This is a genomic window from Variovorax sp. UC74_104, from assembly GCF_044055375.1.
Lineage (GTDB): Bacteria > Pseudomonadota > Gammaproteobacteria > Burkholderiales > Burkholderiaceae_C > Variovorax.
In genome coordinates, this window is record NZ_CP171978.1 from 4,950,395 (window position 1) to 4,973,118 (window position 22,724).

The 22,724-nt window shown below is 66.5% G+C and carries 20 protein-coding genes and 2 pseudogenes; 11 read left to right on the forward strand and 11 right to left on the reverse strand.

Annotated features, from left to right (window positions below; translation table 11 throughout):
- Positions 1-44 precede the first annotated feature (44 nt).
- The gene (locus ACHMXA_RS23305) at positions 45-1,469 is read right to left on the reverse strand and encodes a M20/M25/M40 family metallo-hydrolase (protein ID WP_176667083.1); all 1,425 of its coding nucleotides are present in this window, start codon (positions 1,467-1,469) and stop codon (positions 45-47) included.
- 77 nt (positions 1,470-1,546) lie between these two features.
- Here ACHMXA_RS23305 and earP point away from each other — a divergent pair, with 77 nt between their 5' ends.
- From earP to ACHMXA_RS23320, 3 genes are all read left to right on the forward strand, one after another.
- Positions 1,547-2,626, forward strand: coding sequence for an elongation factor P maturation arginine rhamnosyltransferase EarP (gene earP, locus ACHMXA_RS23310; RefSeq protein ID WP_395316462.1), 1,080 nt, complete (start codon positions 1,547-1,549; stop codon positions 2,624-2,626).
- A gap of 146 nt (positions 2,627-2,772) precedes the next feature.
- A complete protein-coding gene (efp, locus tag ACHMXA_RS23315; RefSeq protein WP_176667085.1) occupies positions 2,773-3,327 on the forward strand; it encodes an elongation factor P in 555 nt (184 codons plus the stop codon).
- A gap of 119 nt (positions 3,328-3,446) precedes the next feature.
- A complete protein-coding gene (locus ACHMXA_RS23320; protein ID WP_176667086.1) occupies positions 3,447-4,310 on the forward strand; it encodes a TIGR00730 family Rossman fold protein in 864 nt (287 codons plus the stop codon).
- Positions 4,311-4,337: 27 nt separating this feature from the next.
- Here ACHMXA_RS23320 and ACHMXA_RS23325 read toward each other — a convergent pair whose 3' ends face one another.
- The 7 genes and pseudogenes from ACHMXA_RS23325 to pncB all read right to left on the reverse strand — a co-directional run bounded on the left by ACHMXA_RS23325 (position 4,338) and on the right by pncB (position 11,403).
- Positions 4,338-4,592: a hypothetical protein gene (locus tag ACHMXA_RS23325; RefSeq protein ID WP_395321426.1), complete on the reverse strand. Its 255-nt coding sequence runs from the start codon at positions 4,590-4,592 to the stop codon at positions 4,338-4,340.
- 238 nt (positions 4,593-4,830) lie between these two features.
- Positions 4,831-4,908, reverse strand: a pseudogene (locus tag ACHMXA_RS23330) (TetR family transcriptional regulator); the annotation flags it as partial.
- A 221-nt stretch (positions 4,909-5,129) separates the two neighbouring features.
- The gene (locus ACHMXA_RS23335; RefSeq protein WP_395316463.1) at positions 5,130-6,293 is read right to left on the reverse strand and encodes an MFS transporter; all 1,164 of its coding nucleotides are present in this window, start codon (positions 6,291-6,293) and stop codon (positions 5,130-5,132) included.
- A pseudogene (locus ACHMXA_RS23340) lies at positions 6,290-7,685 on the reverse strand (DNA recombination protein RmuC). Before ACHMXA_RS23340 ends, ACHMXA_RS23335 begins: the two are co-directional and overlap by 4 nt.
- A gap of 38 nt (positions 7,686-7,723) precedes the next feature.
- Positions 7,724-8,710, reverse strand: coding sequence for a 2-hydroxyacid dehydrogenase (locus ACHMXA_RS23345; RefSeq protein ID WP_395316464.1), 987 nt, complete (start codon positions 8,708-8,710; stop codon positions 7,724-7,726).
- A 14-nt stretch (positions 8,711-8,724) separates the two neighbouring features.
- Complete coding sequence (locus tag ACHMXA_RS23350) at positions 8,725-10,110, reverse strand: sodium:proton antiporter (protein WP_395321358.1); 1,386 nt, start codon at positions 10,108-10,110, stop codon at positions 8,725-8,727.
- 72 nt (positions 10,111-10,182) lie between these two features.
- Entirely contained in the window at positions 10,183-11,403 is a 1,221-nt protein-coding gene (gene pncB, locus ACHMXA_RS23355; RefSeq protein ID WP_093203434.1) for a nicotinate phosphoribosyltransferase, read from the reverse strand.
- Between the two features lie 177 nt (positions 11,404-11,580).
- Here pncB and ACHMXA_RS23360 point away from each other — a divergent pair, with 177 nt between their 5' ends.
- Positions 11,581-11,814 (forward strand): CsbD family protein, encoded by a 234-nt coding sequence (locus ACHMXA_RS23360; RefSeq protein ID WP_126024924.1) that lies wholly within the window; start codon positions 11,581-11,583, stop codon positions 11,812-11,814.
- A gap of 67 nt (positions 11,815-11,881) precedes the next feature.
- Positions 11,882-12,289: a hypothetical protein gene (locus tag ACHMXA_RS23365; protein ID WP_176667092.1), complete on the forward strand. Its 408-nt coding sequence runs from the start codon at positions 11,882-11,884 to the stop codon at positions 12,287-12,289.
- A gap of 79 nt (positions 12,290-12,368) precedes the next feature.
- On the opposite strand, the gene ACHMXA_RS23370 is transcribed toward ACHMXA_RS23365, so the two are convergent.
- Positions 12,369-12,815 (reverse strand): acyl-CoA thioesterase, encoded by a 447-nt coding sequence (locus ACHMXA_RS23370; RefSeq protein ID WP_395316465.1) that lies wholly within the window; start codon positions 12,813-12,815, stop codon positions 12,369-12,371.
- Between the two features lie 220 nt (positions 12,816-13,035).
- On the opposite strand from ACHMXA_RS23370, the gene ACHMXA_RS23375 reads away from it, so the two are divergent.
- Together ACHMXA_RS23375 and ACHMXA_RS23380 are read left to right on the forward strand one after the other, a co-directional pair.
- Positions 13,036-13,587: a phasin family protein gene (locus ACHMXA_RS23375; RefSeq protein ID WP_176667094.1), complete on the forward strand. Its 552-nt coding sequence runs from the start codon at positions 13,036-13,038 to the stop codon at positions 13,585-13,587.
- A 233-nt stretch (positions 13,588-13,820) separates the two neighbouring features.
- Complete coding sequence (locus tag ACHMXA_RS23380) at positions 13,821-14,579, forward strand: 3-hydroxyacyl-CoA dehydrogenase (RefSeq protein ID WP_395316466.1); 759 nt, start codon at positions 13,821-13,823, stop codon at positions 14,577-14,579.
- On the opposite strand, the gene ACHMXA_RS23385 is transcribed toward ACHMXA_RS23380, so the two are convergent.
- On the reverse strand, positions 14,527-15,477 hold the full coding sequence (locus ACHMXA_RS23385) for a YihY/virulence factor BrkB family protein (RefSeq protein ID WP_176667096.1): 951 nt from the start codon (positions 15,475-15,477) through the stop codon (positions 14,527-14,529). The two genes, ACHMXA_RS23380 and ACHMXA_RS23385, sit on opposite strands and share 53 nt — an antisense overlap.
- A gap of 82 nt (positions 15,478-15,559) precedes the next feature.
- On the opposite strand from ACHMXA_RS23385, the gene dnaG reads away from it, so the two are divergent.
- Positions 15,560-17,590: a DNA primase gene (gene dnaG / locus ACHMXA_RS23390; protein ID WP_395316467.1), complete on the forward strand. Its 2,031-nt coding sequence runs from the start codon at positions 15,560-15,562 to the stop codon at positions 17,588-17,590.
- Here the strand turns inward: dnaG and ACHMXA_RS23395 are convergent.
- Positions 17,530-18,045 carry a hypothetical protein gene (locus ACHMXA_RS23395; protein ID WP_395316468.1) on the reverse strand — a complete coding sequence of 172 codons (516 nt, stop codon included), beginning with the start codon at positions 18,043-18,045 and terminating at the stop codon, positions 17,530-17,532. The two genes, dnaG and ACHMXA_RS23395, sit on opposite strands and share 61 nt — an antisense overlap.
- Here ACHMXA_RS23395 and rpoD point away from each other — a divergent pair.
- The 3 genes from rpoD (at position 18,038) to ACHMXA_RS23410 (ending at position 22,708) form a co-directional block, all read left to right on the forward strand.
- A complete protein-coding gene (gene rpoD / locus ACHMXA_RS23400; RefSeq protein WP_395316469.1) occupies positions 18,038-20,224 on the forward strand; it encodes an RNA polymerase sigma factor RpoD in 2,187 nt (728 codons plus the stop codon). The two genes, ACHMXA_RS23395 and rpoD, sit on opposite strands and share 8 nt — an antisense overlap.
- Positions 20,225-20,333: 109 nt before the next feature.
- Positions 20,334-21,569, forward strand: a complete 1,236-nt coding sequence (locus ACHMXA_RS23405; protein ID WP_176667099.1) for a multidrug effflux MFS transporter — start codon at positions 20,334-20,336, stop codon at positions 21,567-21,569.
- Positions 21,570-21,577: 8 nt separating this feature from the next.
- Positions 21,578-22,708, forward strand: a complete 1,131-nt coding sequence (locus tag ACHMXA_RS23410; protein ID WP_395316470.1) for an HPP family protein — start codon at positions 21,578-21,580, stop codon at positions 22,706-22,708.
- The last annotated feature ends 16 nt before the right edge of the window (positions 22,709-22,724 follow it).

The window sequence follows — 22,724 nt, forward strand, 5'->3', positions numbered from 1 at the left end:
ACCCTCGGGTGCCCGAGCCGGGCACCCGAGGACTCAGGCGAGAACTACTTCGCCAACTCGCTCACCAGCCTGTACAGGAACTCCCGCCCGTCGTACAGCCGCTGGATCTCGATGCGCTCGTCCAGCCCGTGCGCGCGGGCGTCGGACGGCTCGAGAAACATGCCGGTCACGCCGTACATCGGGATGCCGGCGTTGCGCATGAAGCGGCTGTCGGTGGCGCCGGTGCTCATGGCGGGCACCACCGGCACGCCGGGCCACATCTGCTGCGTGATCGATTCCACCGTCTTCACCAGGTCGCCGTTCAGCGGCGACGCCGGACTGCGCAGCGGCTTGCCCAGGTTGCGCACCACGATCTTGTCGTTGCCGACGGCCTGGGTCAGCAGGCGCTCCACCTCGTCCGGGTCGTCGTGCGGCAGGATGCGGCAGTTGACCGTGGCCTTGGCCGACTGCGGCAGCGCGTTCTCGGCATGGCCGGCCTGCACCATCGTCGCCACGCAGGTGGTGCGGAACTGGGCGCTGTAGGCCGGGTTGGCCGACATGCGCTCGATCACCGACGGATCGGGGTTGCCGTTGCCCACGGCGCGCATGTCGTCGGCGAGCTGGCCGGTGGCAAACGGTGCGCTGCGCGCGAAGTAGGTCCTGGTGACGTCCGCGAGCTTCACCGGGAAGCTGTAGTTGCCCAGCCGCTCCAGTGCCGCCGAGAGCGCATAGATGGGGTTGGTCTTGGTCGGCACCGAGCTGTGGCCGCCCACGTCGCGCGCCTCCAGCATGTAGGTGGTGTACATCTTCTCGGCCACCTGCATGCGGTGCAGGTTGGGCTTGCCGCCGCGCAGCTCGCCGCCGCCGCCTTCGTTGATGCCGAACTCGGCCTGCAGCAGCTCGGGCTTGTTGTTGATGAGCCAGAAGGCGCCGTTGCTCAGCGCGTCGCCTCGTTCCTCGTCGGCGGTCAGCACCAGGATCAGGTCGCGCTTGGGCTTGAAGCCTTCCTGCTTGAGCTGCCCCACCACGGAGACCAGCGACGCGGCCATCGCCTTGTCGTCGATGGCGCCACGGGCGGTGAAGTAGCCGCCGGTTTCCTGCAGCTTGAAGGGATCGGTCTTCCAGTCTTCGCGGCGGGCCTCGACCACGTCGATGTGGGCCAGCAGCAGCAGCGGCTTCTTGCTGCCGTCGCCCTTGAAGCGGAGCACCAGATTGCCCTTCTTCGGGAACGGTTCGAAGATCTGGATGTCCCCCGGGGCGAAGCCGTACTCGACCAGCCGCTTTTCCATGGCCCGCGCCGCCGCGGTGTTGTCGCCCACCGAATGGGTGGTGTTGATCTCGATCAGCTCCTTGTAGATGTCGTGGAAACGCTGCTGCTGCGGCGTGAGCGACGGCGGAGTCTGCGTCTGCGCCACGGCGGCGGCCATGCCGCAAAGCGCCAGGGAGACGGCGAGCACGGTTTTCGCGGCACGGAAGGTCTTCGTCCTCATGGGTTCTCTCTCTCCGGTGGTGGTTGTGCCGAACAGCATAGCAAGCGCCATCCGCGAACGCGGGCACACTCGCGACCATGCAATCCATGCGATGGGACATCTTCTGCAAGGTCATCGACAACCACGGCGACCTCGGCGTGTGCTGGCGGCTGGCCTCCCAGCTGGCCGGGCTCGGCGAACGGGTGCGGCTGTGGGTCGACGACGCGACGGCACTCGGCTGGATGGCGCCGTCGGGCCATGACGGCGTGGAAGTGGTCGACTGGCTCGATCCCTCGGCCCTGCGGGCGGCCGTGGCGCAGCCGGCGCCCGACGTGCTGATCGAAGGCTTCGGCTGCGACCCGGCGTCGGAGCTGGTCGCCCGTTTCGCCGAACGGCCGGGCATTGCCTGGATCAACCTCGAATACCTGTCTGCGGAGCCGTACGTGGAGCGGCTGCACGGCCTGCCCTCGCCCGTGTTCAAGGGTCCCGGCGCCGGACTGGCCAAGCGCTTCTTCTACCCCGGCTTCACGAGTGCCACCGGCGGCCTGCTGCGCGAGCCCGACCTGATGGAGCGAAGGTCGGGCTTCGATCGCGCATCCTGGCTGTCGGCACGACAGATCCCTTGGCGGCAGGACGAGCGCCTCGTCTCCCTCTTCTGCTACGAGCCCCCGGCGCTGGCCGGGCTGCTGGCGCGCCTCAGCGAAAGCGGCCAGCCCACGCGCCTGCTGGTGACGGCGGGCCGCGCCGCACGGGCAGTCCAGACTCTTTTCAACAATGCCCCTTTGCCTCATGGCCGCGGCGCGCTATCAATTTCATACCTGCCCTATCTCACGCAGCCGGATTTCGACCACCTGCTATGGGCCTGCGACCTGAACTTCGTGCGCGGCGAGGATTCGCTGGTGCGCGCCCTCTGGGCCGGCGCGCCGCTGGTCTGGCAGATCTACCCGCAGGACGACGACGCCCACCACGAGAAGCTGAACGCCTGGCTCGACTGGCTCGGCGCCCCGCCCTCGCTGAGGCTTTTCCACCACGCGTGGAACGGCTTCGGCGACGCTGCCCTGCCCGAGCCGGAAATGCACGGCCCGTGGCTGGAAACAGCCCTGGACGCCCGCGCGCGGCTGCTCGCCCAGGACGACCTGGTTACCCAGTTGCGGAAATTCGTCACCCAAAAAAGCTAAAATAGCGGGCTTTGCGGATTTCGACCCGGATTTCATCGATCCGGAATGTCTTCCGCTAAACCTGCCGCGGGACATGTACCGCGGGGCCAGCCGAACGGCAGACGAAAGCCCCGCGCACCGAGCGGCCAACATCCAGAGACCCTGTTATGAAAATCGCTCAAGAAATCCGCGCCGGCAACGTCATCATGCACGGCAAGGACCCGATGGTCGTCCTCAAGACCGAATACAGCCGCGGCGGCCGCAACTCCGCCACCGTGCGCATGAAGATGAAGAGCCTGATCGCCAACTTCAACACCGAAGTGGTCTTCAAGGCCGACGACAAGATCGACCAGATCGTGCTCGACAAGAAGGAGTGCACCTACTCCTACTTCGCAGACCCCATGTACGTCTGCATGGACACCGAATACAACCAGTACGAAGTCGAAGCCGAGAACATGGGCGACGCCCTGAACTACCTCGAGGACGGCATGGCCGTCGAAGTGGTGTTCTACGAAGGCAAGGCCATCTCGGTCGAACTGCCCACCAGCGTCGAGCGCGAAATCACCTGGACCGAGCCGGCCGTCAAGGGCGACACCTCGGGCAAGGTCATGAAGCCCGCCAAGATCGCCACCGGCTTCGAAGTGCCGGTTCCGCTCTTCGTCTCGCAAGGCGACAAGATCGAAATCGACACGCGCACCGGCGAATACCGCAAGCGCGTCTGAGTCCCGGTTTCCCGGCTGACCACCACCCCGACGAAGGCTCCGCAAGGAGCCTTTTTCGTTTCCGGGCATGATGGTTGCGACGCTGCACAATCACTCGGGACAACCTGTCCGTTTTCTCCATGAACAACACGCACAACCTTCACGACAAGCGCCTGGCCGATGCCTGGGCCACGCTCCAGGCCCATGCGGACCAGGGCCTCCCGCTCGATCCCGATCCCTCGCGCATCGCCTTCGCCGACCCCGAATTCCTGCTGCGCCGCGAAACGCGCGGCATCCGCATGCAGCTCGAGCTGATGAAGCCCGACATCGAGCAGCGCGCCCACGGCATCGAGAACACCGTGGTGGTCTTCGGCAGCGCGCGCTTTCGCAGCGAGGAAGACGCCGCAGCCATGATCGCGCAGGCCGAACTCAGCGGCGACACCGCCGCATCGGAGCGCTGGCGCCGTCTGGCGCGCAACTCGCACTACTACGAGAAGGCGCGCGCATTCGGCAAGCTGGTGGCCCAGTACAGCAACGACAAGGAACCGCAGGACAAGCTCTTCATCTGCACCGGCGGCGGCCCCGGCATCATGCAGGCGGCCAACCGCGGCGCGCACGAAGGCGGCGGGCTTTCGGTGGGCCTGGCCATCGCGCTGCCGATGGAAGAGGAAGCCAACCCCTACGTCACGCCCGCGCTGAGCTTCAAGTTCCACTACTTCGCCATCCGCAAGATGCACTTCATGATGCGTGCGAAGGCGCTGGTGGCGTTCCCCGGCGGCTTCGGCACGCTCGACGAGCTGTTCGAGGTGATCACCCTGGTGCAGACCAAGAAGTCGAAGCCGGTGCCGATCGTGCTCTTCGGCTCCGACTACTGGAAGCGCCTGATCGACTTCGACTTCCTGGTCGACGAGGGCGTGATCTCGCCGGGCGACGTGAAGCTCTTCGAGTACGTGGACGCGCCCGAGGATGCCTGGAGCGCGATCAAGCGCTTCTACAAGCTCTGAACCGGGCCCGCGACGGGGTCCGTCGCATCAGTCGGCGCTGTCGTCCTCATCCTCCGCGGGATGCAGCGCCTGCTCGAAGAACCTCGTGAGCGCCCGAGCGCGGCGCTTGCGCTCCGAAGCGCCGGTCTGCCCCGTCGCCACGGCATCGTCGGCCACGCCGTGCAGCGCATTGAAAAGGATCACGGCCGTGAGCGTCGCGTCCTCCACGTCCCAGAAGCCGGCGCCATCGCCCTGCTTCAGCAAGCCGGTCAGCTGCGCGATGACGGCGTTGTCGTTGCGCATGCGGCGGTCTTCGGGGCGGTATTCGTGGAAGACGACGTCGTGCAGCGCGACGTTGTCGAGGTAGATCTTCGAGCCCCGTCTCCACCCAGGCCTTCAGGCGGGCGTGATAGTTGCCGGGCCGCTGGCGGTCCATGGCTTCCTGCAGGCGCTCGCAGAAGATGTCGACGAAGCGCTGCTGCAAGGCGCCGAGCAGCGCCTCCTTCGATGGAAAGTACAGGTAGAAGGTGCCCTTTGCCACCTGCGCGCCGGTGGCGATGTCGTCGATGCTAGTGGCCGCGATGCCCTTGTCGATGAAGAGGCGCTGGGCCGCCTCCATCAGCGCGGCGGCGCGTGTCTCGGGGGCCTTGGTGCGCCGGCGCTGGGAAAGCCGCCATCGGCACCGGGGGGATTCGTGGCGGTGTCGCCGCTCGGGGTCATCTATCGTCGCCTTCAGGTCATTGATGAAGGCCCGGATACTGACTTCGAGTCAGTAAGTTGTCAAAGAGACGGGAAGTACTCGTGTCCCGGATGTGGATTACGCGCCCCGCGCCCGCCGGATCAAACCTTCAGCCCCCACGTCGCCCTCGCCCCGATCGCCACGACGCCGCCCACCACCCAGAACACACCGGCGATGCCGATCAGCGCGCCGAGAGAGCCGAACAGCATCGGCATCGCCACGCTCGACGCGTTGATGGTCATGAGCCGCAGGCCCAGCGCCTCGCCGTGGCGGGCGTGCGGCGTGATCTGGTGCAGCATGCTCATCACCATCGGCTGCACCGCGCCCAGCGCGAAGCCGAGCACCACCGAGCAGATGCCCATGGTCCAGGCCGAATCCAGCAGCGGATAGACCGCGAAGACCAGCGCCGTGACCGCCGTCGACGCGAGGATCACGTTGCGCTCCGAGGCGCGCGAGGCGATCACCGGCAGGATCACTCGGATCGCCGCCGCCGCGATGGCGAAGGCGCCGAGGATCGAGCCGATCACCGAGGCGCTGATGCCCCGGTCGTGGCCCAGGATCGGCAGCACGAAGGCATGCACGTCCCAGCTCGACGACTGCAGCCAGTTCACGAACAAGAGGCGCCGGAACATCGGCTCGCGAAGCAGGTCCCAGGCGCGCGTCGGCTTGGCACCCGCCACCGGCGGCGCGGGCGGCTGCTCATGCGCGCCGCGCGCGAGCAGCCAGCAAAGAATGGGCAGCGCCGCCATCACGCCGAAGGAGATGCGAAAGGCCAGCATGTCGGCAGGCGCACGGCCCGCGTGGTCGATCAGCATGCCCGCCAGGAAGGGCCCGACGAAGTTGGCCACGGCCGGCGCGATGGCCAGCCAGCTGAACACGCGCTTGAGCTGCGTCGGGTTGGTGGCTGAGCGGCCCACGTGCCGCTGCAGCGCGATCACCGTCGCGCCGGTGGCGCCGCCGGTCAGCAGCGCCGCGAGGCACATCACCGGAAACACCGGGAAGATCACCACCAGCCCCGCGCCGACGACCGCCGCGATCACGGAAAGCCACAGCGGCCGCTTGAAGCCGTACCTGTCGGCAAAGCGCCCCGCCGGCAGCGCCAGAAAGACCTGGGTCAGCGCGAACAGCGAGATCAGCACGCCGACGGCGGCTGCGCTGTAGCCCTGTTGAAGCGCCAGCAGCGGCGTGGCGAGCCGCATGCCGGCCATGGTCGCGTGCAGGCACACCTGGGCGCCGATCACACGCAGCAGTTCGGAACCTTTCACGGGGAGTTCTCGCCCTCTTCTTTCTCGTTGTTGTCGGCGTCGGCGCCGGAGGTGGTGGGCGGCAGCAGCGCCTGGGCCTGCGCCTCGGGCAGTGCCTCGACCTTGCGCAGCGCCAGGCGCATCTGCCGGGCGCGCGTGTCGGCCTTGTCGATGGTGTCGGAGGCCTTGGCCACCTGCTCCTTGATACGGGCGACCCATTCGCCGTAGCGCTCGAATTCGGTCTTGACCGCGCCCAGCACCTTCCAGACTTCAGACGCCTGCCGCTCCAGCGCCAGCGTGCGAAAGCCCATGTGCAGGCTGTTGAGCATGGCGAGCAAGGTGGTCGGGCCGGCCAGCGTCACGCGGTGCTGGCGCTGCAATGCGTCCATCAGGCCGGGCCGGCGCAGCACCTCGGCGTAGAGGCTTTCCACCGGCAGGAACAGGATCGCGAAATCGGTGGTGTGCGGCGCCGCGAGGTAGTTGTCGGCGATCGACTTGGCCTCGGTGCGGATGCGCGCCTCCAGCGCCTTCGCCGCAAGCTCGACGCCCGCGGCATCGGCGCGCTCGTGCGCGTCGATCAGCCGCTCGTAGTCGTCGCGCGGAAACTTGGCGTCGATCGGCAGCCACACCGGCGCGCCGTCGTCGCCTCGGCCCGGAAAGCGGATGGCGAAATCCACGCGCTGCCCGCTGCGCGGCTTGGTCTCGATCTGCCTGGCGTACTGCTCGGACGTGAGCACCTGCTCGAGCAGCGCCTTCGAGCTGCACTTCGCCGAACATGCCGCGCGTCTTCACGTTGGTCAGCACGCGCTGCAGGCTGCCGACGCCCACGGCCAGCGTCTGCATCTCGCCCAGGCCCTTGTGCACCTGCTCGAGCCGCTCGGCCACCTGCCTGAAGCTCTCGCCCAGGCGCGCCTCCAGCGTGGTCTGCAGCTTCTCGTCGACGGTCTTGCGCATCTCATCGAGCTTGGCGGCGTTGGTCTGCTGCAGCTGCGCGAGCTGCGCCTCCATGGTGGCGCGCACTTCCGAAAGGCGCCGCGCGTTCGATTCGCTCAGCCCCTGCAGCTGGTTGTTGAGCGTGTCGGCCAGCGTCTTCTGCAGCGAGGCGAGCTGCAGCGCGAAAGCGTCGAGCTGCGCGTTCTGCGTGCGCGTGGCCTCGGCGCCCTGCTGCACCAGCGCCTGCTGGAAGGTGGCGAAGGCCTGCGCGGTCTCCTGGCGCGCGCCGCGCGAGCTTTCCGCGATCTCGCGGCGCAGTTCGCGCTCGGTGCGCTCGTTGGCCGCGCCCAGCGTGGCCAGCATGCGCGTGAGGTCGGCGTTGTCGGGTGGAGGTGGGCGGCGCGCGAGCAGCCAGATCACCAGCACGAGCTGGATGAGTGCGAGTACTCCGAGTCCGACGAGGATCAGCGATGGGTCCAAGGTCCGCGTGCGCCCTCTTCTTCTGCTTGCCCGCTTGCTTACTTGCCGGCCGCCGGAACCGGCGTCACGGGCGTGAGCGGGCCCTTGCCGCCGAAGTACGCGATGAGGTTGTCCGCCGCGAGATCGGCCATGGCACGGCGCGTGGGCACCGTGGCGCTGGCAATGTGCGGCGTGAGCACCACGTTGGGCACGGTCAGCAGGTCGGGATGCACCTTGGGCTCGCCCTCGAACACGTCGAGGCCGGCGGCTGCAATGCGCTTCTCGCGCAGCGCCACGGCCAGCGCAGCGTCGTCGACGATGCCGCCGCGCGCGATGTTGACGAGCGTGGCGGTCGGCTTCATCAGCGCGATCTCGGCCGCGCCGATGGTGTGGTGCGAGGCCGGCGAGTAAGGCACCACCAGCACCACGTGGTCGGCCGTCTTCAGCAACTCTTCCTTGCTCAGGTAGCTGGCCTTGCATTCGGCCTCGAGTGCAGCGTCGAGCCTGGAGCGGTTGTGATAGACCACCTTCATGCCGAAGCCATGCGCGCCGCGCTTGGCGATGCCCTGGCCGATACGGCCCATTCCGATGATGCCGAGCGTGGATCCGTGGATGTCGGAGCCCGCGAACATGTCGTAGCTCCACTTCTGCCACTTGCCGGCACGCAGGAAATGCTCGCTCTCGGAGATGCGGCGCGCCGTGGCCATGAGCAGCGCGAAGCCGAAGTCGGCCGTGGTCTCGGTCAGCACGTCGGGCGCGTTGGTGCCGAGCACGCCGCGCGCGGCCATGGCGTCGACGTCGAAGTTGTTGTAGCCCACGGCCATGTTGGCGCAGATCTTCAGGTCGGGGCAGGCGTCGAGCACCGCGGCGTCGATGCGCTCGCTGCCGGTAGTGAAGGCGCCCTGCTTGCCCTGCAGCTTCGCGATCAGCTGCTCCTTGGTCCAGCTCTCGTCCGACTGGTTCGACTCGACCTCGAAATGCTGCGACAGGCGCTCGATGGTCTCGGGAAAGATCGCGCGCGCGACCAGGATCTTGGGCTTGCTCATGATTTGTATGTCTCTCAGCGGAAGAAGAGGAAGGTGGACAGTACGAACAGCGGAACCAGGATGGCGACGGACCACGCCATGTAGCCGAAGAAGCTCGGCATGCGCACGCCGCGGCTTTCTGCGATGGCCTTGACCATGAGGTTCGGCGCGTTGCCGATGTAGGTGTTGGCGCCCATGAACACGGCGCCGGCGGAGATGGCGGCGAGCGTGCTCGCGTAGGTGGTCATGAGCGCCGCCGGATCGCCGCCCGCGGTGTTGAAGAACACGAGGTAGGTGGGCGCGTTGTCCAGGAAGGAGCTCAGCACGCCGGTGGCCCAGAAGTACATCGCCGGATCGGGCTGGCCGTCGGCACGGGTCACGGCCGAGACGATGGCGCCGAACGGCCCCTGCGTGCCTGCCTTGAGCATCGCGATTACCGGGATGATGGTCAGGAAGATGCCCGCGAAGAGCTTGGCCACCTCGGCCATCGGGCCCCATTCGAACTGGTTGTCGGCATGCACCTTGGGCGAGGTCAGCTTGTACGAGACCACCGCGATCGCGATCAGCCCGACGTCGCGCACCAGCCCCGGCAGGCCGACCTCGGTGCCGAAGACCTCGAAGACCACCGGCGACTTCCAGAAGCCGCTGAGCAGCACCAGCGCGACCACGCCGCCCAGCAGCCAGAAGTTGGCGGCGCCGTCGAAGCCGATGCCGCCCGGCGTGTCGGGCGTGGGATCGACCGGCAGCACGCCTTCCTTGCCGTAGTAGTGGCGGTCGATCGCGTAGAAGAGCGCCAGCAGCACGGCCAGGATGAAGAGCGTTTCCCAGAGGATGTGCTGTGCCGTCCAGAAAAAGCCCACGCCCTTCAGGAAGCCCAGGAACAGCGGCGGATCGCCCAGCGGCGTGAGCGCGCCGCCCGCGTTCGACACGATGAAGATGAAGAACACGATCACGTGCACCTTGTGCACGCGGTCGTCGTTGGCGCGGATCAGCGGCCGGATCAGCAGCATCGACGCCCCCGTGGTGCCCATGAAGCTCGCCAGCACCGCACCGATGGCAAGAATGGCCGTGTTCAGCCCCGGCGCGCCGCGCAGGTTGCCGCGGATGTGGATGCCTCCGGCCACGGTGAAGAGCGCGGTCAGCAGGATGATGAACGGGATGTACTCGGCCACCAGCGCATGCACGAACTGCACGCCCGCAAAGCCCACGCCGAAGTTCGCCGCGAAGGGCAGCAGGAAAGCCAGCGCCCAGGCGGCCGACACCTTGCCGTAGTGGTGGTGCCAGAAGGCCGGCGCAAGCAGCGGCAGCAGCGCGATCGACAGCAGGATGCCCGCGAAGGGCACGCCCCACAGCGGCGAGAGGCTGCCGCCGTCGAATTCGGCGGCCGAGGCCAGCGCGGGGAACAGGAACAGCAGCGGCAGCGCGGCCGCCTTCGGTCGGGTCTTTTTTCTGCATGGGGAGGCCGTACCGTACCAGAGAGGTCAGTACAGCCTTCACGCCGGGGGTTGTTCGATCTCGAAGACCTGGCGCAGGTAGGCCAGGTACTTCTCGTCCTCGCACATGTTCTTGGAAGGCGTGTCCGACAGCTTGGCCACCGGCTGGCCGTTGCACTCGATCATCTTGATGACGATCTGCAGCGGCTCGTAGCCCAGGTCGTTGGTGAGGTTGGTGCCGATGCCGAAGGCCAGCTGGCAGCGGCCGCGGAACTGCTGGTAGAGCTCGATGGTGCGCGGCACCGTGAGGCCGTCGCTGAAGATCAGCGTCTTGGTGCGCGGGTCGACCCGGTTGGCGATGTAGTGCGCCAGCATGCGCTCGCCCCAGACGAAGGGGTCGCCGCTGTCGTGGCGGGCGCCGTCGAAGAGCTTGCAGAAGTACAGGTCGAAGTCGCGCAGGAAGGCGCTCATGCCGTACACGTCGGACAGCGCGATGCCCAGGTCGCCGCGGTACTCGCGCGCCCAGCTCTCGAAGCCGAAGATCTGGCTGTCGCGCAGCCGCGGGCCCAGCGCCTGGCAGGCCTGCAGGTACTCGTGCGCCATGGTGCCCAGCGGGATCATGCCGAGCTTCATGGCGTACAGCACGTTGCTGGTGCCCGCCAGCTGCGGCAGCCGCGCGCCGGGCGGCGCCTGCACCGGCGGCGAGGTGACGGCGCCCAGGCGCGCGGCCGCCGTGCGCAGCACCTCTTCGTGCCAGTCCTTGGAGAAGCGGCGGCGCGTGCCGTAGTCGGCGATCTTCAGGTCGCCGAGGCCGGCTTCCTGCAACTGGGCGATCTTGGTCTCGAGCCGGCGGCGGCCCTCCTGAAAATTGGGGTTCTTCTGCGTGTTGCGGAAGTAGACCTCGTTGACGATGGCCAGCACCGGAATCTCGAACAGGATGGTGTGCAGCCACGGCCCCTTGATGCGGATCTCGAGCTCGCCCGAGGGCTGGGGAATGATGTTGATGTACTTCTCGTTGAGCCGGAAGAGCCCGAGGAAGTCGACGAAGTCGCTCTTGATGAAGCGCATGGAGCGCAGGTAGGCCAGCTCGGCGTCGCGGAACTGCAGCGAGCACAGCCCGCGCACCTCTTCGCGGATCTGCCCGGCGAACTGGGCGAGGTCGACGCCGGGGTTGCGGCACTTGAAGCGGTACTCGACCCTGGCCCCCGGGAAGTGGTGCAGGACCACCTGCATCATCGTGAACTTGTAGAGGTCGGTGTCGAGCAGGCTGTGAATGATCATGGTGCTGGGCGCGTTGTCTCAATCTTTCGGCGGCCGTTCGATTATCACGGCGCGCGTCGGCCTCTGCCTACGGGGGGCGAACAGCACGTCCTACCGGCAGGGCGAATCGTTGAAGCCACATTGCTTTCACGGCGGCGGACACAGCCCGCCGGATCAACAGTCCCAAAGGAGATTCGCATGAACAAGGACACCATCGAAGGCAACTGGAAGCAGCTCAAGGGCAAGGTCAAGGAGCAGTGGGGCAAGCTGACCGACGACGACTTCGACGTCATCGCCGGCAAGCGCGACCAGCTGCTCGGCCGCATCCAGGAACGCCACGGCATCAGCCGCGACGAAGCCGAGAAGCAGGTCAAGGACTGGGAATCGCGTGACGGCCGCTCGCCGGACGCGCTCTGGTTCGAGCGCAACTGAGCGCCGTCGGACATCCCCTGACTCCCCTGCCAATCCGATCCATCCAATCCTCGAAGGAGAACATCCCATGAAAAAGCACCTTCTCATGCTGGCCCTCGCATCCACCTGTTTCGTCGCCACCCAGGCCAGTGCCATGACCAAGGACGAATACAAGGTCGCCAAGGAAAAGATCGAAGCCGACTACAAGGTCGCCAAGACCCAGTGCGACACGATGAAGGACAACGCCAAGGACGTCTGCATGAAGGAAGCCAAGGGCAAGGAAGACGTTGCCAAGGCCGAGCTCGAGCAGCAGTACCAGCCCAGCGACAGCCACGCACGCAAGGTGGCCGAGGAAAAGGTGAAGGCCGCCTACGAAGTCGCGAAGGAAAAGTGCGACGACCAGAAGGGCGAGGCCAAGACCGCCTGCGAGAAGCAGGCCAAGGCTGACGAAGCCCAGGGCAAGGCCGAGATCAAGGCCATGAAGAAGACCATGTAACAGCCTTCAGGGCTTTTACGTAATCGACGGCGCCCTCGGGCGCCGTCTTTCGTTGGCCGTTTCGTTGCCCGTTGCCCGGTCAAGCCTTGAGCGAATCGACCACCTGCTGCAGCGCCTGCGGCAGCGGCACCGGGCGCTGAGTGGCACGGTCCACGTAGACGTGGATGAAATGGCCCTGCGCCGCCGCGGTATCGGAGCCTTCGGCGAAGAGCGCGATCTCGTATCTCACGCTCGAGCGCCCCGCCTGGGCGACCCGCACCCCCGCCTCCACCGTCTGGGGGAAGGCGATCGGCGCGAAGTAGTTGCACTGCGTCTCCACCACGAAGCCGATGGTCTGGCCCTGGTGGATGTCCAGCGCGCCGCGCTCGATCAGAAGCGCATTCACCGCCGTGTCGAACCAGCTGTAGTAGACGACGTTGTTGACGTGGCCGTACATGTCGTTGTCGGCCCAGCGCGTTGGAATGCTGCGGAATGCGCGATAGCCGCTGCGCGCGTGGGGGGTGGGTTTGGGGGTCGGGGCGCTCATCGCGCGGCATTTTGCCAGCGGCTTCCGAGGCGGAAAGCCACCTTGGAGACCCGCCGGCAGCCGAATTTAGAAGGCGGCTTCTAAATTGCTGCAGAGCAACAAAAACCGCTTGATCGCAAATCTCAGCTGCCTATACTTGAGCCCATGCTGCACCGCAACATTGACGGCGAGACAGCGCAACGTGAACCGACCACTCAATCATCCCTTCTGGAGATCCCAAATGGCCCTGACCGCTGACCAAATCCTCGCCGCTCAAAAAGCAAACCTCGAAACCCTCTTCGGCCTGACCACCAAGGCTTTCGAAGGCGTCGAGAAGCTCGTCGAACTGAACGTGACCGCTTCGAAGGCCGCCCTGACCGAAGCCCAGAACACCGCCCAGGCCGCCCTGAGCGTGAAGGACGCGCAAGAACTGCTGACGCTGCAAGCCAGCCTGTTCCAGCCCCTGGCCGAGAAGACCGCCGCCTACAGCCGTCACCTGTACGACATCGCCCAAGGCACCGGCGCCGAATTCACCAAGGCCTTCGAAGCCAAGGCGACCGAAGCCCAGCAAGCCTTCGTCGGCCTGGTCGACAGCGCTTCCAAGAACGCTCCTGCCGGTTCGGAAACCGCCGTTGCCGTCCTGAAGAGCGCCGTGGCTGCCGCCAACAACGCTTTCGAATCGGTGCAAAAGGCCGTCAAGCAGGCGTCTGACGTCGCCGAAGCCAACTTCAACGCCGTGTCGACCCAAGCCGTCGCCGCTGCCAAGACCGCTACCGCTTCGCGCAAGCGCTAAGCAACCGACCACCACCAGTTGTCTCCTTGGGTCCTCACGGATCCAATTCAGGGCCTCATCCTCGGATGAGGCCTTTTTTATACCTGTTGCTCGCCCCCAGGCTGCGCGCACTTCGTGTCGCTTCGCGCCCCCTACCGGGGGCATCACTTGCGGCCCGACGAAGCCGGTCCCGCGGTGTTCCTGGCCTGTGCTTCGCGTCTTCGATAATGAAAGGCTCATCTCAGGAGACTTTTATGCAGATCGACGGCAAGGTTTTTATCGTGACCGGTGGCGCCTCGGGCCTCGGCGAAGGCACGGCTCGCATGCTGGCCGCCAACGGCGCCAAGGTGGTGATCGCCGACATGCAGGCTGAAAAGGGCGAAGCCGTTGCCAAGGAAATCGGCGGCGTGTTCGTCAAGTGCGACGTGAGCCAGGAAGCCGACGGCCAGGCGGCCGTGGCGGCAGCCGTCAAGCTCGGCAAGCTGGTCGGCCTCGTCAACTGCGCCGGCATTGCGCCCGCCGAGAAGACGGTGGGCAAGAACGGCCCGCACGCGCTGGCCACCTTCAGCAAGACCGTCACGGTCAACCTGATCGGGAGCTTCAACATGATCCGCCTGGCCTCCGACGCCATGAGCAAAAACGAGCCCGAGTCCACCGGCGAGCGCGGCGTGCTGATTTCCACCGCCTCCGTAGCCGCCTACGACGGCCAGATCGGGCAGGCGGCCTACAGCGCCTCGAAGGGCGGCGTGGTCGGAATGACCCTGCCCATCGCCCGCGACCTCGCGCGCAGCGGCATCCGCAACATGACCATCGCTCCCGGCATCTTCGGCACGCCCATGCTCTTCGGCATGCCGCAGGAGGTGCAGGACGCGCTGGCCGCCAGCGTGCCCTTCCCTTCCCGCCTGGGCACGCCCGAGGACTACGCCAAGCTGGCGAAGCACATCATCGAGAACGACATGCTCAACGGCGAGGTGATCCGCCTGGACGGAGCGATTCGACTGGCTCCCCGCTGACCTTTTCCGACTCCGGCAGCTTCGTGCTGCCAGTGCGGTCCAGCCGCTCGTAGTTCGCGATCACCTGAGCCCCCAGAAGCACCAGCGTGGCCGCGATCTCCAGACTCAGCAGCACGACGATGGCTGTGGTGAGCGAACCGTAGACCACGTTCACCTGCGACAACGTCGAGAAATACCAGATCAGCACCCGCCGCGTGGCCTCCCACAGCAGCGCGGCCGTCACGCCGCCCAGCAGCGCATGCCGCAGCGACATGCGCCCGGCCGGCATCACGAGATAGAGCGAGGTCAGCATGAAGATCTCGCCACCCAGCCCCAGCAGATACAGCAGCAGCCCCGAGACGCCCGACAGCGACCAGCTGCGTCCCAGCAGGTCGACGCTTTCCTGCCCCACCAGCTGCAGCGCCCCCGACACCAGCGTGACCAGCAGCAGCCCCACGCACAGGCACAGGATGTAGACGTAGGGCATGGCCACCGACACCAGGAAGTGCCGCTTGTGGTCCGCCTTGCGGTGGTGAAAGATCACCGCCATCGCGCTTTCGAGCACGCTGAAGGCCAGCGAGCTGAAGAAGATCATCGTCACCAGCAGCACCGGCCCGAGCACGTCGCGGTGGTCGAGAAAGCTCGACAGCTCCGCCACGATCGCCTTCGACTGGCCCGGCAGCAGCCATTCGAGGTATCGCCCGATGGTGCGCAGCAGCTCGGCCTGTTCGATGACGTGCGACAGCGCGATCACGCTCACGATCAGCAGCGGCACGATCGACAGCAGCGCGTAGTACGCCACCGCGCCCGCGAGCAGCAGACCCTGGTTGGCGCGGAATTCCTTGAGGGCATCCCAGAAGAATCTGAGGGGGTGGCGCAGCAGCGGCGCGACGTGTTGCAGCGGTTTGGGCGTCGTCATGCGTGGATTCCGGTCGCTTTCAGTATGCCGTTTGGCGGTGAACCTTCGGCTGCTTGCGTATGATTTGCCGCTCTTCGCCTACATGACCATCCCCGCTTCATTCATCCAGGAACTCATCGCGCGCGCCGATGTGGTCGAGATCGTCGGCCGCTATGTGCAGCTCAAGAAGGCCGGCGCCAATTTCATGGGGCTGTGCCCGTTCCACGGCGAGAAATCGCCCTCCTTCTCCGTCAGCCCGACCAAGCAGTTCTATCACTGCTTCGGCTGCGGGGTGCATGGCAACGCCATTGGCTTCCTGATGGAACACGCGGGCATGGGCTTCGTCGAGGCGGTGCACGACCTTGCCGGACAGTACGGCATGCAGGTGCCCGAAGATGACGTCTCCCCCGCCGAACGCGCCCGCGCCGCCAGCCAGCGCCAGAAGCAGGCCACGCTGACCGACGTGCTCGAAAAGGCCGGCGACGCCTATCGCAAGCACCTGCGGCAGGCCCCCGGCGCCATCGAATACCTGAAGGGCCGGGGCGTCTCGGGCGAGGTGGCCAAGCAGTTCGGCATCGGCTATGCGCCGGCCGGTTGGCGCGCACTGGCGAGCGTGTTCCCAGACTACGACGACCCGCTGCTCGCCGAGAGCGGCCTGGTGATCGTCAACAACGAGGAAGGCAAGCTCAGCGACGAGGAAGCCAAGCGCTACGACCGCTTCCGCGACCGCGTGATGTTCCCCATCCGCAACGTGAAGGGCGAATGCATCGGCTTCGGCGGCCGGGTGCTGGGCGACGAGAAGCCCAAGTACCTGAACTCGCCCGAGACGCCGGTGTTCAGCAAGGGCCGCGAGCTCTACGGCCTCTACGAGGCCCGCGCGGCCTTCCGCGACAAGGGCTACGCGCTGGTCACCGAGGGCTACATGGACGTGGTGGCGCTGGCGCAGCTCGGCTTTCCGAACGCGGTGGCCACGCTGGGCACGGCCTGCACCACGGAACACGTGCAGAAGCTCTTCCGCTTCACCGAATCGGTGGTGTTCAGCTTCGACGGCGACGCCGCCGGCCGCCGCGCCGCGCGCAAGGCGCTCGACGGGGCCCTGCCCTATGCCACCGACGTGCGCAGCATCAAGTTCCTGTTCCTGCCGGCCGAGCACGACCCCGACAGCTTCATCCGCGAACACGGCGCCGAGGCCTTCGCACGCTTCGTCAACGAGGCCACGCCGCTGTCGCGCTTCATGATCGAGGCCGCCCGCGAAGGCTGCGACCTGACCACCGCCGAGGGCCGCGCCCACATGACGAGCAACGTGCGCCCGCTGTGGAACGCCATGCCCGACGGCGCGCTCAAGCGACAGCTGCTGAGCGAAATTGCGACCCTGGTTCAGCTCGACGCATCCGCGCTGTCGGAACTGTGGGCCTCCACGCCCGGTCTGCGCAAGGCCGGCGGCGCGCCCGCGCAGCAGCGGCGCCACGACGAGCCCCCGGGCTACGGCGACGCTGGCGGAGACGACTACTACCCGGACATGCCTCCGCCGCAGGACTATGAGCCGCCGCGCTATGAAAACGATAGCAAGCCCAAGTTCCAGCAGCGCAAGTTCACGGGCAAGGGCGGCAGGCGCTGGGGCGGCAAGTTCGAGGAGCCCATCGAGCCCCTGCGCGGGCGCGGCGCACCGCCGAGCCGCCCCGACGTGGCGGTGCGGCTGCTGCTGTCGAACATGGCCCAGTGGGAGGCGCTGTCGCATGAACTCCACGTGATGCTGTGCGACCTGCCGGGCCAGCACGGTGCCCTCTTCACCTGGCTCGACAGCCAGCTGCACGAGCACGGCGTACAACCCTGGGCGGCCTTGCGCGAAGGCCTGCGCGGGCTCGAATTCGAACCCCTGGCCGAGCGGCTGATGTCCGTCGCCGAAGCCGGACCGGTTCCGCAGGGCGAGGAAGCGCAGCACCTGGCCGACTCCGCGCGCGAATTGGCCAGTGTGCTCGACTTCATGCTCGAGGAACTCTTGAAAAAGCAGGAAAGCGAAGCAATTGCTGCTTTCGGGAAAGACCCGGATGCGCCGGGCCGTTTCAGGGCGATTCAGGCAAGACGGCTCGAATTGCGCGCCCGATTGCGCGCTTCAGGTTCGGAAACTGCTTGAAATTTGCGCAACACGCTATAATGTAGGGCTTCGCAACTGGCGAAATTAGGCAAGAGCGACAGCAGCACCTCCGGGCCGGCCCCTAGCGCAACGCACTCCAACGGTAGATTCCGGCGGAAAGGGCCAATAACCGCAAGGACTGCACACCAAATGTTCGCCCGACATCTTGCCTGTTGAGGAATCACTTCCTCTTTCCCATTTGTTTCCAGTCCGTGCCTGTGCACGGGCTCGGTGGCGCCGTCCGCGTGGCGGTGCGCCTGTGATTCCGCTTGTCTTTTCTTGCCGTAACGAGGTCGTATGCCCAGTTCAAAGAAGCCTGCTCCTTCACTTGCCAAAAGCGTCGCCACCAAGCCCGCAACAGAAAAACCGTTGAAAGCCGGTGCGAAACCGGCAACCAAGACGGCCGCCGCCGCATCCAAATCGGCCGCCGCTACGAAAGTGAAAACCGTGCCCACGAAATCGACCTCCCTCGAAGATCCCAAGAAGGCAGCCGCTCCGGCCGCCAAGAAGGTCGGCCGCCCGCCCAAGGCCGCCGGCGTCGCCTCGTCCACCACCGGTGCCAAGCGCGGCCGCAAGCCCAAGGCCGACAAGGAAGCCCCCGAGAGCGACGTCGACCTGTCGGACATCGAGGACGATCTGGCGGGTGACGAGCCCGCGGCTGCCACGGCAACCGAAGAGAAGGTCAAGCCGCTTCGCATGAAGATCAGCAAGGCGAAGGAACGCGCCTTGATGAAGGAGTTCGGCCTCGACGAGACCGTGCTCTCCGAGGAAGACCTGGCCAAGCGCCGCTCGCGCCTGAAGACCCTGATCACGCTGGGCAAGACCCGCGGCTACCTCACGCACGGCGAAATCTCCGACCACCTGCCCGACAAGCTGGTCGACGCCGAGACCATGGAAGTCGTGGTCACCATGCTCAACGACATGGGCGTGGCGGTGTACGAGCAGACGCCCGACGCCGAGACCCTGCTGCTGAACAACACCGCGCCCACCGCCACCACGGTGGAAGAAGCAGAGGAAGAAGCCGAGGCGGCGCTCTCCACGGTGGACAGCGAATTCGGCCGCACCACCGACCCCGTGCGCATGTACATGCGCGAGATGGGCACGGTCGAGCTGCTGACGCGCGAAGGCGAAATCGAGATCGCCAAGCGCATCGAAGGCGGCCTGATGGCCATGATGGAGGCCATCTCGGCCTCCCCCGCCACCATCGCCGAGATCCTGCGCCTGGCCGGCGAGATCCGTGAAGGCAAGGTCGTCATCTCGACCATCGTCGACGGCTTCTCCAACCCCAACGAGGCCGACGACTACGTGGCCGAGGAAGACTTCGACGAATTCGACGAGGAAGACGACGACGACGGCAAGGGCGGCTCCAAGGCCCTGACCAAGAAGCTGGAAGAGCTCAAGAACGAGGCTCTCTCGCGCTTCGACCGCATCGCCGAGCTGTTCGAGAAGGTCCACAAGATCTACGACAAGGAAGGCTACGGCACGCCCGCCTATGCCAAGGCCCAGCAGGCCCTGTCGGACGAGCTGATGACCATCCGCTTCACCGCCCGCACCATCGAGAAGCTGTGCGACCTGGTGCGCACGCAGGTGGACGACGTGCGCAAGAAGGAACGCGAGCTGCGCCGCATCATCGTGGACAAGTGCGGCTTCCCGCAGGACGAGTTCATCCGCGACTTCAGCGGCTTTGACAAGAACGGCAACCGCGTCGCCTCCAACCTGCTGAACCTGAAGTGGGTCGAGAAGCAGGCCGCCGCCGGCAAGCCGTGGAGCGCCGTGCTCGCGCGCAACATTCCGCCGGTGCAGGAACTGCAGCAGAAGCTCGCCGACATCCAGTCGCGCGTGGTGGTGCCGCTGTCGGAGCTGAAGGACATCAACAAGCGCATGAACGAGGGCGAATCGTCCTCGCGCGATGCCAAGAAGGAAATGATCGAGGCCAACCTGCGCCTCGTGATCTCCATCGCCAAGAAGTACACGAACCGCGGCCTGCAGTTCCTCGACCTGATCCAGGAAGGCAACATCGGCCTGATGAAGGCGGTCGACAAGTTCGAATACCGTCGCGGCTACAAATTCTCGACGTATGCGACGTGGTGGATCCGCCAGGCCATCACCCGCTCGATCGCCGACCAGGCGCGCACCATCCGCATCCCGGTGCACATGATCGAGACGATCAACAAGATGAACCGCATCTCGCGCCAGCATCTGCAGGAGTTCGGCTTCGAGCCCGACGCCGGCATCCTGGCTGCGAAGATGGAGATTCCGGAAGACAAGATCCGCAAGATCATGAAGATCGCGAAGGAGCCGATCTCGATGGAAACCCCCATCGGCGACGACGACGATTCGCACCTGGGCGACTTCATCGAGGACAGCAGCAACACGGCCCCCATCGAGGCCGCGATGCAGGCCGGCCTGCGCGACGTGGTCAAGGACATCCTCGACTCCCTCACGCCGCGCGAGGCCAAGGTGCTGCGCATGCGCTTCGGCATCGAGATGAGCACGGACCACACGCTGGAAGAAGTCGGCAAGCAGTTCGACGTGACCCGCGAGCGCATCCGCCAGATCGAGGCGAAGGCCCTGCGCAAGCTCAAGCATCCGTCGCGTTCGGACAAGCTGCGCAGCTTTATTGATACGCTCTGATCCGGTCTCCCGGTATTTCCCCACGAGGAGGCGCCCGCAAGGGCGCTTTCTTTTTGGTACCCGCAATACCTGCGGTACTTGCAATAAGAAGAATGGAGCAACCCTCACCATGAATCCCGACGCAGACAAACTCTGGCAGGCCCCGCGCTGGGCGCTTGCCGTGCTGCTCGCAGTGCTGGGCATGCTCGGGCCCTTCTCCATCGACACCTACATCCCGGCCTTCTCGGGCATCGCGCGCTCCATCGGCGCGACGCCGGCCGAGATGCAGCAGACGCTCTCGGCCTACCTCTTCGGCTTTGCGTTCATGAACCTGTTCCACGGCGCGCTGTCGGACAGCTTCGGCCGCCGCCCCGTGGTGCTGTGGGGGTTGGCGGTGTTCACGCTGGCCTCGCTGGGCTGCGCGCTCTCGCAGAACATCACGCAGCTGGTGCTGTTCCGCGGGCTGCAGGGCCTGTCGACCGGCGCGGGCATCGTGGTCTCGCGCGCTGTGATCCGCGACATGTTCCCGCCGGCCGAAGCGCAGCGGGTGATGAGCCAGGTCACGATCTACTTCGGCGTGGCGCCGGCCATTGCGCCCATCGTGGGCGGCTTCCTCTTCGTGCATGCGGGCTGGCACGCGGTGTTCTGGTTCCTGGTGGCAGTGGGCGTGGTGCTGTTCGCGGCCAACTACAAGCTGCTGCCCGAGACGCTGCACAAGGACCACCGCCAGCCCTTCCAGGTGCGGCACCTGATGCGCGGCTACTGGGACCTGTGCTCCGACCCGCGCTTCCTGCTGCTGGCCTTCGCCAGCGGCGTGCCCTTCAACGGCATGTTCCTCTACGTGCTGGCCGCGCCGGCATTCCTGGGCGATCACCTGGCGCTGCAGCCGCAGCAGTTCTTCTGGTTCTTCCTGCTGACCATCGGCGGCATCATGCTCGGCGCGCGCGCCAGCGGGCGCATGGCCGGCAAGGTGGCGCCCAAGCGGCAGATCCGCGACGGCTTCGTGATCATGCTGACCACCTCGGTGGTCAACGTGGTGGCCAACACCTTCTTCCAGGCGCACGTGGCGTGGGCGCTGTGGCCGCTGGCGGTGTTCGCCTTCGGCTGGGCGCTGATGGTGCCGGTGGTCACGCTGCTGGTGCTCGACCTGCACCCCGAGCGCCGCGGCATGGCGTCGTCGCTGCAGGCGGTGATCGGCTCCACGGCCAACGGCATCGTGGCCGGCGCGGTGGCGCCGCTGGTGATGCATTCCACGCTCGCGCTGGCGCTGACCTCCATGGGCATGCTGGGCATCGGCCTCGTCGCCTGGGTGTGGCTGCATGACCGCTGGCCCGACATCGGCCGGAAGGTGGCGCACGAGGGCTGAGAACGAGCATGCGCTTCGACGCCCTCCTCACCCACGCGCGGGCCTGGCTGCCGGGCCGCACCACCGTCGATGCGCGCGAGCGGCTGCGCGCCGTGGTCGGCGCGGGCATCGGCCTGCTGGTCGCCGCGCTGCTGTCGCACTGGCTGGCCGGTCCCTTGCACGCATCGGTCTGGCTGATCGCGCCGCTGGGCGCGAGCGCCGTGCTGGTTTTCGCTGTGCCGGCGAGTCCGCTGGCGCAGCCCTGGTCGGTGATCGGCGGCAACACGCTGTCGGCGGTGGTGGGCATCGCGGCGGCCAACTGGGTTCCGAGCCCCGAGCTGGCCGCCGCCGTCGCCGTGGCGGGCGCCATCGGCCTGATGTTCAGCACGCGCTGCCTGCATCCGCCCGGCGGCGCCGCGGCGCTGCTCGCGGTGCTGACGCACACCACGCATTTCTCGTCGGCGCTCTTCCCCTTCTTCACCAACTCGCTGCTGCTGGTGCTTGCGGGCGTGGCCTACAACACGCTGACCGGACGGCGCTACCCGCACGTGCAGGTGGCGCCGCGCCCGCCGGGCTCGGACGCGCGCTTCAGCCAGGCCGACATCGACGCCGTGCTTGCGCGCTACAACCAGGTGCTGGACATCAGCCGCGACGATCTCGAATCGCTGATCCGCGAGACCGAGCTGGAGTCGTACAAGCGCCGCCTGGGCACGCTGAGCTGCGCGGACATCATGTCGAAGCAGCCCATCTCGGTGGAGTTCGGCACGCCGCTGCAGGAGGCCTGGGCACTGATGCACGAGCGCCGCATCAAGGCCCTGCCCGTCACCGACCGCACGCGCCGCGTGGTGGGCATCGTCACGCAGGCCGACTTCTTCCGCCAGCTCGACCTGCAGCACCACGAGGGCATCGCGGCCAAGCTGCGCGACCTGATCCGCGCGACCCGCACGGTGATGTCGAACAAGCCCGAGGTGGTCGGCCAGATCATGACGCGCCAGGTGCGCGTGGCCAGCGCCGACCGGCCCGTGGTCGACCTGGTGCCGCTGTTCTCCGAGGGTGGGCACCACCACATCCCGATCATCGATGGTGAAAAACGCCTCGCGGGGATGATCACGCAGTCGGACTTCGTGCGCGCGCTCTACCGCGCGGTGGCGCCGGCATAGAGCCCGCATTCCTCCC

Excerpts from the sequence above, each read along its gene's own strand:
- ACHMXA_RS23370 (WP_395316465.1), bottom strand. The coding sequence starts at position 12,815 with ATGAGCGCCCCGACCCCCAAACCCACCCCCCACGCGCGCAGCGGCTAT.
- ACHMXA_RS23325 (WP_395321426.1), bottom strand. The coding sequence starts at position 4,592 with ATGCGCAACGACAACGCCGTCATCGCGCAGCTGACCGGCTTGCTGAAG.
- ACHMXA_RS23385 (WP_176667096.1), bottom strand. The coding sequence starts at position 15,477 with ATGACGACGCCCAAACCGCTGCAACACGTCGCGCCGCTGCTGCGCCAC.
- ACHMXA_RS23305 (WP_176667083.1), bottom strand. The coding sequence starts at position 1,469 with ATGAGGACGAAGACCTTCCGTGCCGCGAAAACCGTGCTCGCCGTCTCC.
- ACHMXA_RS23410 (WP_395316470.1), top strand. The coding sequence starts at position 21,578 with ATGCGCTTCGACGCCCTCCTCACCCACGCGCGGGCCTGGCTGCCGGGC.
- ACHMXA_RS23365 (WP_176667092.1), top strand. The coding sequence starts at position 11,882 with ATGAAAAAGCACCTTCTCATGCTGGCCCTCGCATCCACCTGTTTCGTC.
- dnaG (WP_395316467.1), top strand. The coding sequence starts at position 15,560 with ATGACCATCCCCGCTTCATTCATCCAGGAACTCATCGCGCGCGCCGAT.
- ACHMXA_RS23405 (WP_176667099.1), top strand. The coding sequence starts at position 20,334 with ATGAATCCCGACGCAGACAAACTCTGGCAGGCCCCGCGCTGGGCGCTT.
- ACHMXA_RS23320 (WP_176667086.1), top strand. The coding sequence starts at position 3,447 with ATGAACAACACGCACAACCTTCACGACAAGCGCCTGGCCGATGCCTGG.
- efp (WP_176667085.1), top strand. The coding sequence starts at position 2,773 with ATGAAAATCGCTCAAGAAATCCGCGCCGGCAACGTCATCATGCACGGC.
- ACHMXA_RS23360 (WP_126024924.1), top strand. The coding sequence starts at position 11,581 with ATGAACAAGGACACCATCGAAGGCAACTGGAAGCAGCTCAAGGGCAAG.
- ACHMXA_RS23380 (WP_395316466.1), top strand. The coding sequence starts at position 13,821 with ATGCAGATCGACGGCAAGGTTTTTATCGTGACCGGTGGCGCCTCGGGC.
- earP (WP_395316462.1), top strand. The coding sequence starts at position 1,547 with ATGCAATCCATGCGATGGGACATCTTCTGCAAGGTCATCGACAACCAC.
- pncB (WP_093203434.1), bottom strand. The coding sequence starts at position 11,403 with ATGATCATTCACAGCCTGCTCGACACCGACCTCTACAAGTTCACGATG.
- ACHMXA_RS23345 (WP_395316464.1), bottom strand. The coding sequence starts at position 8,710 with ATGAGCAAGCCCAAGATCCTGGTCGCGCGCGCGATCTTTCCCGAGACC.
- ACHMXA_RS23375 (WP_176667094.1), top strand. The coding sequence starts at position 13,036 with ATGGCCCTGACCGCTGACCAAATCCTCGCCGCTCAAAAAGCAAACCTC.